General features: G+C 61.5%; 13 protein-coding genes. 12 read left to right on the top strand and 1 reads right to left on the bottom strand.

What is annotated here, in order from left to right:
* The first annotated feature begins 123 nt into the window (after positions 1–123).
* From AARI_RS11465 to AARI_RS11455, 3 genes are read left to right on the top strand one after another with little or no spacing between them, the layout of a single operon-like run.
* Positions 124–804, top strand: a complete 681-nt coding sequence (locus AARI_RS11465) for a helix-turn-helix transcriptional regulator (protein WP_013349455.1) — start codon at positions 124–126, stop codon at positions 802–804.
* A complete protein-coding gene (locus AARI_RS11460) occupies positions 801–1,931 on the top strand; it encodes a hypothetical protein (RefSeq protein ID WP_013349454.1) in 1,131 nt (376 codons plus the stop codon). The genes AARI_RS11465 and AARI_RS11460 overlap by 4 nt, the downstream gene beginning before the upstream one ends.
* On the top strand, positions 1,924–4,629 hold the full coding sequence (locus AARI_RS11455; protein ID WP_013349453.1) for a multicopper oxidase domain-containing protein: 2,706 nt from the start codon (positions 1,924–1,926) through the stop codon (positions 4,627–4,629). Before AARI_RS11460 ends, AARI_RS11455 begins: the two co-directional genes overlap by 8 nt.
* A gap of 88 nt (positions 4,630–4,717) precedes the next feature.
* On the opposite strand, the gene AARI_RS11450 is transcribed toward AARI_RS11455, so the two are convergent.
* On the bottom strand, positions 4,718–5,077 hold the full coding sequence (locus AARI_RS11450) for a hypothetical protein (RefSeq protein ID WP_013349452.1): 360 nt from the start codon (positions 5,075–5,077) through the stop codon (positions 4,718–4,720).
* A gap of 228 nt (positions 5,078–5,305) precedes the next feature.
* Here AARI_RS11450 and AARI_RS11445 point away from each other — a divergent pair, with 228 nt between their 5' ends.
* The 9 genes from AARI_RS11445 (at position 5,306) to AARI_RS11405 (ending at position 16,731) form a co-directional block, all read left to right on the top strand.
* Positions 5,306–6,940: an ABC transporter substrate-binding protein gene (locus tag AARI_RS11445; protein ID WP_013349451.1), complete on the top strand. Its 1,635-nt coding sequence runs from the start codon at positions 5,306–5,308 to the stop codon at positions 6,938–6,940.
* A 146-nt stretch (positions 6,941–7,086) separates the two neighbouring features.
* Complete coding sequence (locus AARI_RS11440) at positions 7,087–8,178, top strand: ABC transporter permease (protein WP_013349450.1); 1,092 nt, start codon at positions 7,087–7,089, stop codon at positions 8,176–8,178.
* A 2-nt stretch (positions 8,179–8,180) separates the two neighbouring features.
* Complete coding sequence (locus tag AARI_RS11435) at positions 8,181–9,167, top strand: ABC transporter permease (protein ID WP_013349449.1); 987 nt, start codon at positions 8,181–8,183, stop codon at positions 9,165–9,167.
* Positions 9,164–10,855: a dipeptide ABC transporter ATP-binding protein gene (locus tag AARI_RS11430; protein ID WP_013349448.1), complete on the top strand. Its 1,692-nt coding sequence runs from the start codon at positions 9,164–9,166 to the stop codon at positions 10,853–10,855. The genes AARI_RS11435 and AARI_RS11430 overlap by 4 nt, the downstream gene beginning before the upstream one ends.
* A gap of 111 nt (positions 10,856–10,966) precedes the next feature.
* A complete protein-coding gene (locus AARI_RS11425) occupies positions 10,967–11,338 on the top strand; it encodes a chorismate mutase (RefSeq protein WP_013349447.1) in 372 nt (123 codons plus the stop codon).
* Entirely contained in the window at positions 11,331–12,395 is a 1,065-nt protein-coding gene (locus AARI_RS11420; RefSeq protein ID WP_013349446.1) for a uroporphyrinogen decarboxylase/cobalamine-independent methonine synthase family protein, read from the top strand. The genes AARI_RS11425 and AARI_RS11420 overlap by 8 nt, the downstream gene beginning before the upstream one ends.
* 135 nt (positions 12,396–12,530) lie before the next feature.
* Positions 12,531–13,211 carry an MtrAB system response regulator MtrA gene (gene mtrA / locus AARI_RS11415; RefSeq protein WP_013349445.1) on the top strand — a complete coding sequence of 227 codons (681 nt, stop codon included), beginning with the start codon at positions 12,531–12,533 and terminating at the stop codon, positions 13,209–13,211.
* Positions 13,208–15,028, top strand: a complete 1,821-nt coding sequence (mtrB, locus tag AARI_RS11410; protein WP_013349444.1) for an MtrAB system histidine kinase MtrB — start codon at positions 13,208–13,210, stop codon at positions 15,026–15,028. The genes mtrA and mtrB overlap by 4 nt, the downstream gene beginning before the upstream one ends.
* On the top strand, positions 15,028–16,731 hold the full coding sequence (locus AARI_RS11405; protein WP_013349443.1) for an LpqB family beta-propeller domain-containing protein: 1,704 nt from the start codon (positions 15,028–15,030) through the stop codon (positions 16,729–16,731). Before mtrB ends, AARI_RS11405 begins: the two co-directional genes overlap by 1 nt.
* The last annotated feature ends 13 nt before the right edge of the window (positions 16,732–16,744 follow it).

Raw genomic sequence — 16,744 nt, 5'->3', positions numbered from 1 at the left:
ATTTCGTCAGTGACTACCCGTGTCATGAGCCACCTTGCGTGGCGGGGTTGAACTTATTTTATTACAATTAACTCAGTGGAAAAAGGTAGTGGTGCCTAAATGATCCCGAGACAGGTAGGAACGATGAAACGCAGCGGCATGCAGCCCGTAGCCAGACGCACTTCCTCGGGGCGCATCCATTCACCGACCCGCGAACGCATCTTGGAACTGGTAGGCAACGCGGATCAAGGCCTGGCCTTGTCAGCGATTGCCGCCACTACCGGCCTGCATGAAAATACCGTGCGCGCCCATCTCGAAGCCCTGCTGGAAGATGGCTACCTGCTGCGCAAAGCGGCCGAAGCCACCGGCCGCGGCCGTCCGGCATGGATCTGGTTCCCGGCCGAGACCCAAGAATCCACCTATGCCGCCTTGGCCTCAGCCTTGGCAGAGCAACTGGTGCACAGCGCAGATGATCCGCGCGCAGCGAGCATCGCTGCCGGACGGCGCTGGGGACAATCCCTGGGCACCGGTCCTGAGGCCACGCACCTTCCTGCGCAACCAGCTGAAACGCAGGTCCTGAACTCACTGGAAGCCATGGGGTTCGCCCCAGCGGTGAGCGAAGATCACAGCATCACCTTGAATGCCTGTCCGCTGATCGGTGCTGCCGAAAAGAATCCGGGGATCGTGTGCAATGTGCATCTGGGCATGGTGCGCGGCCTGCTGGAATCGGCCGGAACCTCCAGCGAAGGCACCGAACTGAACCCCTTTGCCTCCAAGCACACCTGCCAGCTGGAACTTCCGCTCTCCAGCCAAGGCCAGCAATGAACCGAACAGCGCTGCCGCGGCTGGCAGCTGCGCGGCGCAAAGGACGTTGGCGCCTGATGCTGATGCTGCCAGCGATGCTCTGCCTGCTGTCCGGACTGGACGCGGCACTGATCCTCTTGGACCTGCCCGCACCGATGATGATCTCATCCTGGGGTCAGGCCCATGGACTGCTGCTGGTCTTCGGGTTCGCAGGGTCCCTGATCGCCTTGGAACGCGCGGTGGCCCTAGGCAAGCTCGCCGGATATGCGGCCCCGCTGTGCCTGTCCCTTGGCGGGCTGACGCAGCTGTTCACCGTGCCCCAGTGGATCCCGGCCGGCTTGTTCATCGCCGGTTTGGCGGCACTGCTGGGGGTTTACATCCCGTTGTGGCGGCGCCAGCGCGCCCACGCGGTGATGATCCAGATGATCGGCGCCTGCGCCGGATTGGGCGCGGCAATCCTCTGGGCCGGTGCAGTGCAGATTTCCTTGCTGCTGCCGTGGCTGGCCGTCTTCCTGATCGCCACCATCGCCGGGGAACGCGTGGAATTGGCCCGCATACAGATCAGTGCCCGCGCCGAACACGCAGCGGTGCTGCTGAACTTGGGCCTGCTACTAGCTGCCGCAGCCTCAACCCTTTTCGTGCAGATCGGGTCGGTGCTCTTTGGCTGCTTCCTGCTGGGACTGGTGATCTGGCTCGTGCGCCACGACGTGGCACGACGAACCATCAACTCCACCGGTGCGCCGCGTTTCATGGCCGCCTGCCTGCTGGCTGGCTATTTCTGGCTGCTGGTTGCGGCAGTGGTGTGGGCATTGGGCTATCCGGCCAGCACCGCCCGCTATGACACCGTGATCCACGCGGTTTTCCTGGGCTTTGCCATTTCCATGATCATGGCCCATGCCTCCACCATCTTGCCGGCCGTGCTGGCCATCAACCTGCCATACCATCGGGCCATGTGGATCCCGGCCGCCATGCTGCATCTGGGGCTGGTCTTGCGGATCTGGTTGGGCGACGGATTGGGCGTTCAGATCTTGTGGAAGGCAGGGGGAGCAAGCAATGTCGCGGCCCTGCTGGTCTTCGCCGCTATCGCTGTGTACTCCGCCCTGCAGGCTGCAGGGCAAGCAAAGAAAGAAGCCGCAAACCATGCGTGAGCCGATTGCCATCAACCCCGCGGCGCAAAGAATCCCCGGCCGCGGCTTTTGGGCTTTGCGGGATCTGCCAACAGCCCTGTGGCTGATTTTCGCGGTGGTGGTTTCCCTGATCCATCGTGAACTGCCCGCGCCGCGCTGGTTGCTGATCCATCTGATGATGCTCGGTGCGCTGTCGCACGCCATCTTGGTCTGGTCCCAGTACTTCGCCACCGCCTTGCTCAAACTGGTCAATACCGCCCAGGCACGCCGGCAGCAAAGCTACCGTCTGGCCTTGATGAACTGTGGCGCACTGCTGGTGCTGATCGGCGTGCCCAGCGAGCTCTGGGTGCTGGTTGCCATCGGGTCCAGCGCGATCGCCGCCGCGGCCCTGTGGCACGCGGGGTGGATGTACCGCAACATCCGCAAGGCCTTGCCTTCCCCTTTCGGGCCCAGCGTGCGCTACTACATTGCCGCGGCATGCTTCCTGCCTATCGGCGCGGGGCTGGGAACCTGGATTGCCGCCGGCTTGCCTTCAACGCTGCATGAACGGATGACCGTAGCCCACGCCATGGTGAACCTGCTCGGATGGGTAGGGCTGACCGTGGCCGGAACCCTGATCACCCTGTGGCCCACGATGCTGCGCACACGCATGGCCCAGAACGCGGCCACCGCCTTGCGCCAGGCCTTGCCGGTGCTGGTGGCCGGCGCGTTCACCGCAGCTGCCGGGGCCGCCAGCGGATTACTGCCACTGGCCGCACTTGGTTTGCTTGCCTATCTGGTGGGCTTGGGATTGTTGGCATCCCCCTTTATCTTCGCTGCCAGGTCCAAACCGCCACGGAACTTCGCCACGCTGAGCGTACTCGCTGCGGCCTGCTGGTGGATCGGCACCTTGATCTGGACACTGAGCGCCATGTTTACCAGCGGCAGCTGGGAGCAGATGGGCAAGCACTTCGATGCCATTGCGCCGTACCTGGTCGCCGGATTCGGCGCCCAAATCCTGGTCGGTGCCCTGTCCTATCTGATTCCGGTAGCGCTGGGCGGGGGACCGCGCCCGCTGAAGCTGGCCAATGCGGTCTTTGACCGCGGCGCGGCCTGGCGTATAGCGATGGCCAACGCCGCCCTGCTGGCCTGCGCCTTGCCGGTCTCCTCGCTGGTCCGTGTCTTCTGCTCGGTGCTGTACCTCATTGCCATGGCCACCTTCATCCTGCTGCTGTTCACGGCGCTGAAAACCCACCGCAAGGCCAAAGCCGAGCTGGCCCAAGCACAGCAACCCGGATCCGGCCCGCGCCCTGCACCGGAACCTGTGGCCGAACGCCCTGCCGGGCAATTGGCCGGACAAGCTGCCGCCGGGGTCATGGCCGTTGTGCTGGCGGTGGCTGTTGCCGTGGCCATCGACCCAGCGGCCGCAGGGGTGCGCGAACCGGTACCCGCCAGCAGCGAGCAGAACATTGCCGCCTCTAACGCTCCGGTGCAGCGGGTGCAGGTCGAAGCCAAGGACATGGCCTTCACACCCAACGTAATCGAGGTGCCAGCGGGGACCCGACTGGTCATCGAGCTCAGTAACACCGCCCCCGGGCAGGTCCATGATCTCGTGTTGGCCAACGGCGTCGATTCCGGACGCTTGGCCACCGGAGAAAGCGCCAGTATCGATGCTGGAATTATCAGCGAAGACTTGCAAGGCTGGTGCTCTATCGTAGGGCACAAGCAAATGGGGATGACCCTGCAGATCAAGCCAACTGGTGCCGCTAAGCCAGAAGCCTCGGACGCCTCGCCCCAGGGCGGCCACGAGCAGCATCATGCAGGCGGCGACGGGCAGGAAGCCGCCTCCGCTGCGGGCCCGGACCTGAACGCGGTACCAGGCAAGGACTTCTCAGCGTTTGACGCACGGCTTGATCCCTTGCCGAAGAACGGGGCGAAACCGGTCACGCACCGCGAAACCTTCACCGTCAGCGAGCTGCAATTGGATGTCGCACCGGGATACAGCCAGAAGTTGTGGACGTTCAACGGCACGGCTCCTGGCCCGACCCTGCACGGCAAGGTGGGGGACAAATTTGAAATCACCTTGGTAAACGATGGGAGCATGGGGCACTCGATCGACTTCCATGCCGGGGCCTTGGCTCCCGATGAACCGATGCGCACCATTGCCCCGGGGCAGAGCTTGACCTATGAGTTCACTGCCACCAAGTCGGGGATCTGGATGTATCACTGCTCAACAGCCCCGATGAGCGCGCACATCGCCAATGGCATGTTCGGCGCGGTCATCATCGAGCCGGATGACTTGCCCGAGGTGGACCAGTCCTTCCTGCTCATCCAGTCCGAATACTATCTGGGAGCGCCGGGCGGGGAAGTGGACATGGGCAAGGCCGAAGCCCAAGAGGAGGACCTCGTAGTCTTCAACGGCTACGCCAACCAGTACACTTTCGAGCCGCTGGAAGTCCAGGCGGGGGACCGGGTGCGCTTCTGGGTGCTGGATGCCGGGCCGAACAAAGCCAGCTCCTTCCACGTGGTTGGCGGCCAATTCGACACCGTCTACGCCGAGGGGCACTACACGCTAGATGCCCGCCAGGACAAAGGCGGAGGCTCGCAGGCCCTGGCGCTGGCTCCAGCCAAAGGCGGCTTTGTCGAGCTGGAACTGGATGAAGCAGGGAATTATCCGTTCGTCACCCACTACATGTCGGATGCCGAAAAGGGAGCGCACGGAATGATCAGCGTGAAGTAGGCGCGATTCCCCGTCCGCAAACCGAAAAAGGTGCCCGGCCAGTTCAATAAACTGGCCGGGCACCTTTTGAGCATGTTGCTGGAATCCTCTAGGCTTCGTCGACAATGCCGAACATATGTGCAGAAATATCCTGGTACTCCACGCGGGTCTTGCCCTTTTCCAGCTTCGGAAGCTGCGCCGGGGAGTGGCTGTGGCAGTGCACGAAATCGAAGGTGGGCCACCACTTCTTGGGACGCTCGTATTCGCTGAAGCCGCAGACTTCGCAAACCAGATGAATCCACACGGGGCGTTTTCCGGTGCGGTTTGCGCGCGACTGTTCCAACCATGCTGGGGGATTGGTATTCAGCTCACGGAACTCGGCTTCGCTCATTTTTGAGGGGATGCCGTGGCGCTTGGCCATTTCTACTGGGATATCCAACGCGATTGCCGCGTCTCTACGAGTCATCATTGACATCTAGCTTATGCCACCGCGCTTGCCTGCCGGAAGGAATGCCAACGCATCTCACGCTTGAGTTAGAAAGGCTAGGGGCTGAAGCACAAAAAGTGGGGGTTCAGGCCACAGATTTTGCCAATCAACGCTAATTCCATTCGTCGTTTGTGCGCTGCATCACCTAGGCTGTCTGAAGCATGTGTTAATCATCACCATCCATGCATGTACCTAGAAGAAGGATGACTCATGACTCGTAAGAAGAACGGACTGCGACTCGCAGCAGCCGTTGTGGGTATCTCTGCCCTGGCACTGACCGGTTGCACCCAGGCGGCAGACAGCGGCAACGAAGATGGCGGCAGCAACGGTGAAGCCAGCGCCCCAATCACCTTGGGAACCACCGACAAGGTGACCTCCCTGGACCCAGCTGGATCCTACGATAACGGTTCATTCATGGTCATGAACCAGATCTACCCATTCCTGCTCAATTCCGAGCCCGGCAGCCCAGACCCATCGATGAGCCTTGCCGAGTCGGCAGAATTCACCAGCCCAACCGAATACACGGTCAAGCTGAAGGAAGGCCTGAAGTGGGCTAACGGCCACGACCTGGATTCCAAGGATGTGAAGTTCACCTTCGATCGCCAGCTGAAGATTGCTGACCCGAACGGTCCATCCTCCTTGCTGGGCAACGTCGAGTCCATCGAAGCCCCGGATGCCACCACCGTGGTCTTCACGCTCAAGGTCGCCAACGACCAGACCTTCCCACAGGTGCTCACCTCCCCGGTCGGCCCAATCGTGGATGATGAAGTCTTCTCTGCTGACGAGCTCATGGATGATCAGAAGATCGTTGATGCCAAGGCCTTCGGCGGCCAGTATGTCATCGACTCGTACAACAAGAACAACCTGATCTCCTTCAGCGCCAACGACGCCTACCAAGGCGTGCTCGGTGCTCCAGCCAACGACAAGGCTGCGATCAAGTACTACAAGGACGCCAACAACCTGAAGCTCGAAGTCCAGGAAGGCAAGATCGACGTCGCATGGCGTTCGCTGACCCCGACCGACATCGAGGACCTGGGCAAGAACGATAACCTGGCAGTCCACAAGGGCCCAGGCGGCGAGCTGCGCTACATCGTCTTCAACTTCGACACCATGCCATACGGTGCCAAGACCGATGACGCTGATGAAGCCAAGTCGCTGGCCGTACGCCAGGCCGCAGCCCACCTGGTAGACCGCGAAGCCATCGCGAAGAACGTCTACAAGGACACCTACACCCCGGCGTACTCGTACGTACCGCAGGGCTTCACCGGCGCTATCGAACCCCTGAAGGACATGTACGGCACCGACGGCAAGCCAGATGCAGCCAAGGCCAAGAAGACCTTGGAAGACGCAGGCGTGAAGACCCCGGTCAAGCTGGCCTTGCAGTACAACCCGGATCACTACGGACCGAACTCCGGCGACGAATACGCACTGGTTGAAAAGCAACTTGAAGCCGATGGCCTGTTCGAAGTCGACCTGAAGTCGACCGAGTGGGTCACCTACCAGAAGCAGCGCGTCACTGACTACCCGGCCTACCAGCTGGGTTGGTTCCCGGACTGCTCCGATGCCGACAACTACCTGTCGCCGTTCTTCGCCAAGGACAACTTCCTGTCGAACAACTACGACAACCCTGAAGTCGACAAGCTGATCTCCGACCAGCGCGGCATGACCGACGTTGCCGAGCGCACCAAGGCCATCGAAGAACTGCAGACCATGGTAGCCAAGGATCTGTCCACGCTGCCGCTGCTGCAGGGTGCCCAGGTCGCTGTTGCAGGCAAGGGCATCAAGGACGTTGACAAGACCTTGGACGCTTCGTTCAAGTTCCGTCTCGGTGTGCTGAGCAAGTAATCCTGCTCCAGCCTCGCAGACACTGAACCTGAGGGGATCTGCCGCGCGCCAGCCATGGCGCGCCAGGCGGATCCCCTTGGCATGCGCCGTCATTGAAAACCACAAGACGGCGCATCGCCACGCATCCTGAACTATAAGGACTGACGATGACTATCACGTCGCCACCGGGCCAAGAAGCCAGCCCGCTAGCAACACCCAAACCAGCAAAGCAAAATGGCGGGGGATTCCTCCGCTACTTGATTACCCGATTCTTGCTGATCATTCCCACTGTTTTCATCCTCATCACAGTGGTCTTCTTCCTCATGCGCGTGACCGGCGACCCGATCACCGCAGCCATGGGCGGACGCCTCACCCCGGATCAACTGGCGCAGCGCATCCATGAAGCCGGCTATGACCGGCCGATCCTGATCCAGTACCTCGAATACCTGGGCCAAGTCTTCACCGGAGACCTGGGACGCACGCTGAGCGATAACCGCGCGGTGACCGAGGTGCTGACCACCTACGGTGCAGCAACGGTGGAGCTGGCCATCAACGCTGTACTGGTCGCCCTGATCGTCGGCATCCCGCTGGGCCTGGTTGCCGCGAAGTTCCGCGACCGCTACCCGGATGCCATCCTGCGCATCCTGGCCATCCTTTCCTACGCCACCCCGGTATTCTTCGCCGGCCTGCTGCTCAAGCTCGTCTTCGGCGTCTGGCTGGGCTGGCTGCCAATCAGCGGCCGCGCCGATTGGCAAACCGAACTGGCGCTGACCGGCTTGCAAAGCCCATCGGGCATCTACTGGCTGGACGCACTGCGCAGCGGCAATATGGAAGCGTTCTGGAACGTCACCGAGCACGCCATCCTCCCTGCCCTGGCTTTGGGCCTGCTCACCGGCGGCGTGTTCCTGCGCCTGGTGCGTACCAATGCAATTGGCACCCTGGGCCGCGAATATGTGGAAGCCGGCCGTTCGCGCGGCGTCAGCGAATTCCGCCTGACCACCAAGCATGCCTACCGTCCGGCGCTGATTCCGATCATCACCGTGATGGGCCTGCAGATCGCCATGCTGCTAGGCGGCGCGGTGCTGACCGAAACCACCTTCGAATGGGCCGGCCTGGGCTTCAAGCTCGCCGAGTACCTCACCGCCCGCGACTTCGTGGCCGTGCAGGGCATCGTGGTGCTTCTGGCCATTATCGTTGCCATCACCAACTTCATCGTTGACGTGCTGGCCGCCTTGATCGACCCGAGAGTCAGGTACTAATCATGAGTACACCAACACTGCCCACCTCGAACAAGTCGTGGATCAACCGCCTTCCGGTGATCTCGCACTTGAAGATGTCCTCGGGACTGCAGCGCGGCATGCTCATCGCAGGCCTGGTGCTCTCCGGCGTGTTCTTGATCGCCGCCATCTTCGCCCCGCTGATCGCGCCCTTTGATTTCGCGCAGTCCTCGGATGCTTCCGGAGACTTCCCACGCCAAGCAGCCCCGGATGCCAAATTCATCTGGGGTACCACCGCTACCGGCTACGACGTATTCTCCCGCACCCTGTTCGGTGCGCAGACTGCCATCTGGGTCATCCTCGCCGCTGTGGTCATGTCCCTCTTCCTGGGCGTGCTGCTGGGCTTGATCTCCGGCTACCTCGGTGGCTGGTTCGACCGCATCATGGTGGTCCTTGCCGATGCGATCTACGCTTTCCCATCGCTGTTGCTGGCCATCGTGATGTCCATTGTGATTTCCCAGGGCCAGTCCTCGCTCTTCGGCGGCGTGATGGCCGCGGCCATCTCCATCACCGTGGTGTTCATCCCGCAGTACTTCCGCGTGGTGCGTGCCGAAGTGATGCGCCTGAAGGCTGAACCTTTCGTGGAATCCGCCCAGGTCATCGGCGCCAGCCCATGGCGGGTGATGTTCGCCCACCTGCTGCGCAACGCCACCCGAACCCTTCCGCTGATCTTCACGCTGAACGCCACCGAAGCCTTGCTGACCCTTGCGGGCCTGGGCTTCCTGGGCTTCGGCATCGAACCGACCAGTGCCTCGGAGTGGGGTTATGACCTGAACCGCGCCATGTCCGATGCCACCAGCGGCATCTGGTGGACCGGCCTGTTCCCAGGTCTGGCTATCGTGCTCACCGTAATGGGCCTGACCCTGGTCGGCGAGTCCATGAATGACCTCAATGACCCGCGCCTGCGCCGATTCAGCCGCAAGAAGGCCAAGCGCATCACCCAGTCCGGAAAGGTAGGAGCAAGCCAGTGACCAACAGTCCTATCCTCAACTCCGAGGCAGCTGCAGCCCCTGAGGTCTTGCGCATTGAAGACCTGAATATCGACTTCGTCACCGATGCCGGCGCCGTGCCGGCAGTGCGCGGTGTGGACCTGTCCGTGAAGGCCGGAGAGATCCTGGCAATTGTGGGCGAGTCCGGGTCCGGCAAGTCCGTTACCGCACGTACCGCACTGGGCATCCTTGCCGAGAACGGTGCCTCGCGCGGCGGGGTGTACCTCAACGGCAAGAACATGCTCACCTTGCGCGGACATGAACTGCGCGCAACCCGCGGCCGCGACGTGGCGATGGTCTTCCAGGAGCCTTCCACCGCTTTGAACCCGGTCTACACCGTGGGCTGGCAGATCATGGAGGGCATCCGCGCGCACAACAAGATCTCCAAGAAGGACGCCAAGGCCCGGGCCATCGAAGCGATGCGCCAGGTCGGCATCCCGGATCCTGAAGCCCGCGTGGATTACTACCCGCACCAGTTCTCCGGCGGGCAGAAGCAGCGCGTGGTCATCGCCGCCGCGCTGGCTTTGAAGCCGGAGCTGATCGTGGCCGATGAGCCTACCACCGCACTGGATGTCACGGTGCAGGCCGAAATCCTCCAGCTGCTGCGCGATCTGCGCGATGAGCTGGGCACCGCCATTGTCATCATCACCCACAATATGGGCGTGGTTGCCGATATTGCCGACCGGGTGATCGTGATGAACCAGGGGCAGATCGTGGAGCAGGCGCCAGCCATCGAGCTCTTCGAATCCCCGCAAGAGGACTACACCAAGTCCCTGCTTGCCGCCGTGCCGCACCTGGGCCGCGAAAGCGCCTCGGCCGGTCTGGTGGAACGGCCTAACCAGGACGCGCCGGTGCTGGTTGAAGCACAGGGGCTGAAGGTGCACTTCCCCGGGCGCATGGGTGCAGCCGGCTTCACCGCGGTCAATGAGGTGGACCTGAAAATCCATGCCGGCGAAGTCTACGGCCTGGTGGGGGAGTCCGGTTCGGGCAAAACCACCATTGGCCGCAGCATCGCCGGGTTGAACCGCATCACCGGTGGTTCGTTGAAGGTACTGGGCTATGAAATGGCTCAGTTCAAGGAACGCACCTTCAAGCCGCTGCGCGAGCAGATCGGCTTTGTCTTCCAGGACCCGGCTGCCAGCTTCAACCCGCACCTGACCGTGGGCGAATGCGTGGCCGAGCCGCTTCAGGTGCACCGGGACTTGAACCCGGTGCAGAACCGTGCGAAGGTCGGCGAACTGCTTGAAGCCGTGCAGCTTCCAGCAGGCTTCGCCAACCGGTACCCGCATGAGCTCTCCGGCGGACAGCGCCAGCGTGCCTCGCTGGCCCGTGCACTGGCCCTGGATCCAAAGCTGCTGATTGCCGATGAGCCAACCAGTGCGCTGGATGTCTCGGTCCAGGCCAAGGTGCTCGAGCTGTTCCGCGAACTGCAGGCCGAGCTGGGCTTCGCAGCCCTTTTCGTCTCGCACGACTTGGCTGTAGTGGACCAGCTGGCAACCTGGGTGGGCGTGCTGTTCCGCGGCCAGCTGCTGGAGGAAGGCCTTGGCTCGAAGGTTCTGGCCAACCCGCAGCATGAGTACACCCAGCGGCTGATCGCCTCGCTGCCTGTCCCAGACCCGCGGGAGCAGGCACAGCGCCGAAAACTCATTGAACAGCTGAACGCTTCCTAGCAGACGGCGGATCAGCGAAGTCGGCGCATGCCCCGGACATGGTGGAAACACCGTGTCCGGGGCATGTCACCTTGTGGGTAATACGACTGATGAACCCGTAAACTGGTGAATATGAACGAGCCGAAGAACGCTGAGAGCGCCCAGTCATTCGACCCGCACGCCAGCTCGTTGCAGGGCGAGGTCCAAAATGAAGTCCTCGAAGAGCTGTATGCCATCCGCGGCAGCATCGACAACTTCGATGCCCAACTGGTCTTCCTATTGGCTGAACGCTTCAAGGCGACCCAGCGCGTAGGTCATCTGAAAGCCATGCACCAGCTGCCGCCAAGCGATCCCAATCGCGAGAAGGCGCAGATCGAGCGTCTGCGCGCCCTGGCTCATGAAGCGCACCTTGATCCGGAATTCGCTGAAAAGTTCTTGAATTTCGTGATCTCTGAAGTCATCCGCCACCACCAGAACATTTCTGACTCGCATAACAATGCTTAAGCAAGAGAACCAAGCAGTTCTCCGCCAGGATGTGTACGCCACCGCGTTCTGCCAGTTTCCGGGCACCGACCCGATGGCCATCCACGAGGTGGTGCGCGGTGAATTAGGCGAGCCGAATCTCGCAGTTTTCCCGCAGCTGCCCGATCGCGGCGTGGGAGCCGATGCGGTAGGACGCAGCGCCACCATGCTTGCGGAGCTCGGGTTCGACCTGCAGCCGCACGGATGGCGCGTTGGCACCCCTGACGGAATTGACGCCCGCCGGGCCCGCAGCATTCTGCGCAGCGACGAGAACCTGCTCGCAGACGTGCTCGGCGCCGAGTCGAAACCTGCACAGCGGCTCAAGCTGAGCGTGCTGGGTCCATGGACCCTGGCCGCCAGCTTGTACCTTGCCAACGGTGAACGGGTTATCAGCGACCATGGGGCCCGCCGCGACATCATCGAGTCTTACGCCCACGGCATCAGCGAGCATCTTCAGCGGCTGGCGCGCATTACCTCGCTGCGCGACTTCACGCTCCAGCTCGATGAACCCTTGTTCGGAGCAGTGCTTGATGGCACGGTGAGCACCGCCAGCGGTTACCGAACCCTGCGTTCGATTCCACGCGCTGAAGTGCGCAGCTCCTATGCGCAGTTCCTCGAAGTGCTTTCCGGCCAGGACCCGTATCGCCAGTTCACCTCGTTGCTGAACCTGCCTACCGGTGATGAGCGCTGGATTGAACGGGTGGAGATCTTGCACCAGGCCGGAGCCGACGCATTGGTGATTGATCCTGAAGGCATGACCAACGCCAAATGGGAACGGATCGCCGGGCTGGTTGAAAGCGGAGGCCGGGTCTTCTTGCAGGCGCTTGCCCCTGGAGCACGGGCACCGGGCGTGGTTCAAGCGGTTAAAACCATTCTCCGCCCCTGGCGCCAGCTGGGTTTGGGACTGGAACAGCTTGGTGCGCTAACCCTGATGCCGCGTGGAGATTTCTCCACTTGCACCTCGACGCAGGCGATCGGAACCCTCCAGCATCTAGCCAGTTATGCCCAAGCGTTGGAGCAGACAAGAGTTGATGCGTAGCTAACTGCCTGATTCATGCCGGTCACAGCCCGAAAAGGGCAGTTGATCATGTATCTTAGGAATAGTGGGGTAGCTGATCTACCCGGTTTAGCCAGTTGGTTGAAACCTCGACCTACGGTTTCAGGGGGACATGGGATGAAGGCACGGATTTTAGTCGTTGATGATGACGAAGCGTTGTCAGAAATGATTGGCATCGTCTTGCAAAATGATGGTTTCGATACCTCATTTTGCTATGAGGGTTCCGGTGCTCTGGAAGCATTCCGTGAGTCGAACCCAGATCTGGTGCTCCTTGACCTGATGCTTCCGGGCATCGATGGGATTAAAGTCTGCAAGCTGATCAGCGCTGAATCAGATGTCCCGGTCGTGATGCTCACCGCCAAGTCGGACACCGCTGACGTGGTCCGCGGCCTGGAATCAGGTGCCGATGACTACGTGCCAAAGCCTTTCAAGCCAGCCGAACTCGTAGCCCGCGTGCGTGCCCGCCTGCGTCCAAACGAAACCCACGCCGCCGAAACCTTGCAGGTAGGCGAAGTGACCATCGATGTGGCCGGCCACCGGGTGACCCGCGGAACCGATGTGGTTTCACTGACCCCGCTGGAATTCGACCTTCTGGTCACCATGGCACGCAAGCCATGGCAGGTCTTCAGCCGCGAGCAACTGCTTGAAGCAGTCTGGGGTTACCGCCACGCGGCAGATACCCGACTGGTCAACGTACACGTGCAGCGTCTGCGCTCCAAGATCGAGATTGATCCGGAGAAACCGCAGATCATCCAGACCGTGCGCGGTGTGGGCTACAAGGCTGGTTCGGCAAGTTGAGCCCGCACACGTCGACCGGTGCAGAATTGGTTCCGGTCGATGTGCATGCCCACTCGCAGGCCAAATCTGCGCGGTGGAGCAAAATCGAGCAATGGATCAAGCATCCGTGGAGCACCGGCAGACTGCGCTGGCAACGGCACCTGCTGTTCCGTACCGTCATCTCGACGCTGCTGTTCACCGCGCTCGCCTTGGTTGCCGCCGGTGCCTTCCTCTCCAACCAGATTTCCTCGACGCTCTTTGACGAGCGTGTCAACCAGATCTCCAAGGAATCAGAACGCGGCCTGTCCCAGGCCCGCTCCATTCTTGAATCAGCGTCCACCACTGACCGCGCCTCCACCCAGGCGCTGGTGAACTCCACCCTGTCTGCGTTGGAAGGCGATGGCGCGACAGTGGTTCGCGACTTCGTGCTGATGCCCATTGCCGGTGACCAGTCCCTGTATGTCGGCCCGATGGCTTCTGGCTCCCTGACCACCCGAGCGATCCCTGCCGATCTTTCGGAGCGCGTTGCAGGGGATCAGGGGATCTATTGGCGTTCCATCGAACTGGGCGCCGAGGATGCAACCCAGCCCGGGCTGATCGTGGGCACCAAGGTGCTGATCCCGCCCGGACGAGAATATGGCCTGTACCTGGTCTATGACCTGTCCAGCGTCCAGGACACCCTCGAATTCATTAACCGCGCGATGGCTTTCACTGGCCTGATCCTGCTGGTGGTCGTAGGCTTCGTAGCCTGGTCGGTAGCCCGAACCGTGGTCCGCCCGGTAGCCGACGCCGCCTACGTTTCCGAACGCATTGCCTCAGGGGACCTGGATCGCCGCATGAAGGTGGCCGGCAAGGATGAAGTGGCCCGCTTGGGCTCGGCTTTCAACCATATGGCGCACTCCTTGCAAGAGCAGATCACCGCCTTGAACAACCTTTCCGCAATGCAGCAGCGATTCGTTTCAGATGTCTCCCACGAATTGCGCACCCCGCTGACCACCGTACGCATGGCGGCCGAAGTGATTCACGATGCGCGCGAAAATTTCGACCCGCTGACCGCACGCTCCGCTGAGCTGATGTACAACCAAATTGAGCGTTTCCAGCACCTGCTCAATGACCTGCTGGAAGTATCGCGCTTCGATGCCGGCGTTGCAGTACTCGACAGGGAATCAACAGACCTGAACGTCATTGCCCGCAAGGTCATCGATATCGCCACCCCGGTGGCTGACGAATACGGTTCGATGATCCGGCTGAACGCTCCCAGCGACGGCTGCGTAGCGGAAGTGGACCCCCGCCGTGTGGAGCGCGTCATTCGCAACCTGGTGCTCAACGCTGTGGAGCATGGCGAAGGCAAGCCGATCGATATCACCATCGGATCCAATCAGAACGCCGTGGCCATCACGGTGCGCGACTACGGCATCGGCATGTCCGAAGAAGCCTGCCGGCACGTCTTCGACCGTTTCTGGCGCGCCGACCCGGCGCGTGCGCGAACCACCGGCGGTTCCGGCTTGGGCCTGTCCATTTCAATGGAAGACACCCGGTTGCACGATGGCCGTTTGGAAGCGTGGGGCAAGCCGGGCGTGGGTTCGGTCTTCCGCTTGACCCTGCCGCGCAGCGAAGAGCAAGAAATTGTTTCCTCGCCGCTTCCGCTTGACCCATCGGTTCCTGAAAGCCTGGCGAGCGTCGTCTTGGGCGACAGCTTCCCGCTCACTGGTGAAGTCCCCAAGATCGGCTACACCCCGCTGATTCTCGACCTGGACTTGGATGAGGCATCGCCCGATGACGATGTCACCGACCCAAGCCTGGGAAGCGGCGAACGGAAGAAAGAAGGGGAGAGCTGATGAAGGATAAGATCTTTTCCAGCCTCGCAATAATTCTCTGCGCGATGCTGGCACTGTCCGGATGCGCCTCGATTCCCAGAACTTCCACGGTCCAGCAGATCGAAGCCGAAACCGATGACGGCGGTGCCGAAAGCTACAGCTATGCGGCCGAAGGGCCAGCCGAAGGCGCTGATGCCCGAGCCATCGTCGAAGGATTCGTCGAGGCCGGACGCTCGGTTTCCGAAGACTACGCAGTCGCCCGCGAATACATGAACGCGCAGCTGGGGAACACCTGGCGCGGCGATACCCAAACCCTGATCTATGACGCCTTCAACGTGGTCAATGGGGCCAACGCGAACCGATACACGATCCAGCTTGAAATCACCGGGGAAGTCAACGAGCAGGGCGTGCGCACCAACTACCCGGATCACTCCACCCGAGCCGTAGATGTTGAAGTCTCCAAGGTCCAAGGCGAATGGCGGATCACCAAGGCTCCGGACGGCACCATGCTCGAAGCTTCGACCTTCACCAGGATCTTCGCTGCGCAGACCCTGTACTTCTACGATGCGAGCTTCGCCTACCTGGTCCCGGATGTCCGTTGGTTCACCTCGGGATCCGGCACCACCACCTCGATGGTAGAAGCGCTGCTGGACGGACCTGCGCCCTACCTGCAAAACGCGGTGGTCTCGGCATTCTCAACGGCCAGCGAATTGGTGCGTTCTGCGGTACCGGTGCGCGATGGCGAAGCGACTATTGACCTGAACTCCGATTCCTTCGCCGATGCCACCGACCGCGGCATCTCGCTGATGAAACAGCAGCTTGAAGCGACGCTGACCACCCTGGCCCGGGTGGACAAGGTGAAGCTGCTGCGTGAAGATAATGAAGTGAACCTCTCTTCAGAGGACACGAATATCGAGCCGGCCAAGATCAACCCGAGCACCCAGGACACGCTGATTGGCATCTCGGATCAGTACCTGGTCTATGTCAAGGGACTGTCAATCATCCCGGTGGGCGGCGTACCTGATATTTCCGGTTACAACCCGCGCGACCCCGCCATGTCTCCGGTCGGCAACCGATATGCCTTCCTGAACGGGAAACGCACCCAGCTGTGGGGCATCGACGACAAGGGCGAACTGAGCCTGTCCTTGGAAGGCCGAGAACTGATCCAGCCTTCGATGGATCTGGCCGGGTGGACCTGGACAGCAGATAACGGGGCTACTACGCCAATACGTGCGGTTCCGGCCGACACCGAAATGAAGGGCGAAGCGCGCCCGATCGATGTCGCCTGGCTGGAAGACGCGCAGATTGATTCCCTGCGGATCTCACGCGACGGCGCGAGGGCCTTGATCGTGGCGACCAAGGGCAAGGAATCGTCGGTGTACGTGGCCGGAGTGATCCGTGATGCCGAGGGCGTGCCGCGAGGACTTACCGATTCGCCGATGAAGATCTATCCAGAAGTTCCAGTGAATACCGCCCTGTGGGATTCGGACAGCTCGATCATCGTTGCCGAGCTGGGCAATGACAAAGCCGTTGAAGCGGCCCAGATTACCTTTGAAGGCGGCAGCGAGCACCTGCAGCTGCTGTTGGGAATGGTGGGCATCGCAACGGGTGTGGGCAACCGCCGTGAAGTCTATGCGGAAACCAACGAAAAGCTGTACACCCGAGTCGGCAACTCCTGGCATGAACTCGATGACTTCGCCCTGGACGTGGCCTACCCGGGCTAACCAGCACAATGCT

Source organism: Glutamicibacter arilaitensis Re117 (assembly GCF_000197735.1).
Lineage (GTDB): Bacteria > Actinomycetota > Actinomycetes > Actinomycetales > Micrococcaceae > Glutamicibacter > Glutamicibacter arilaitensis.
Note: the sequence above shows the minus strand (reverse complement) of the source record. Positions and strands in the feature narration are given on the sequence as shown.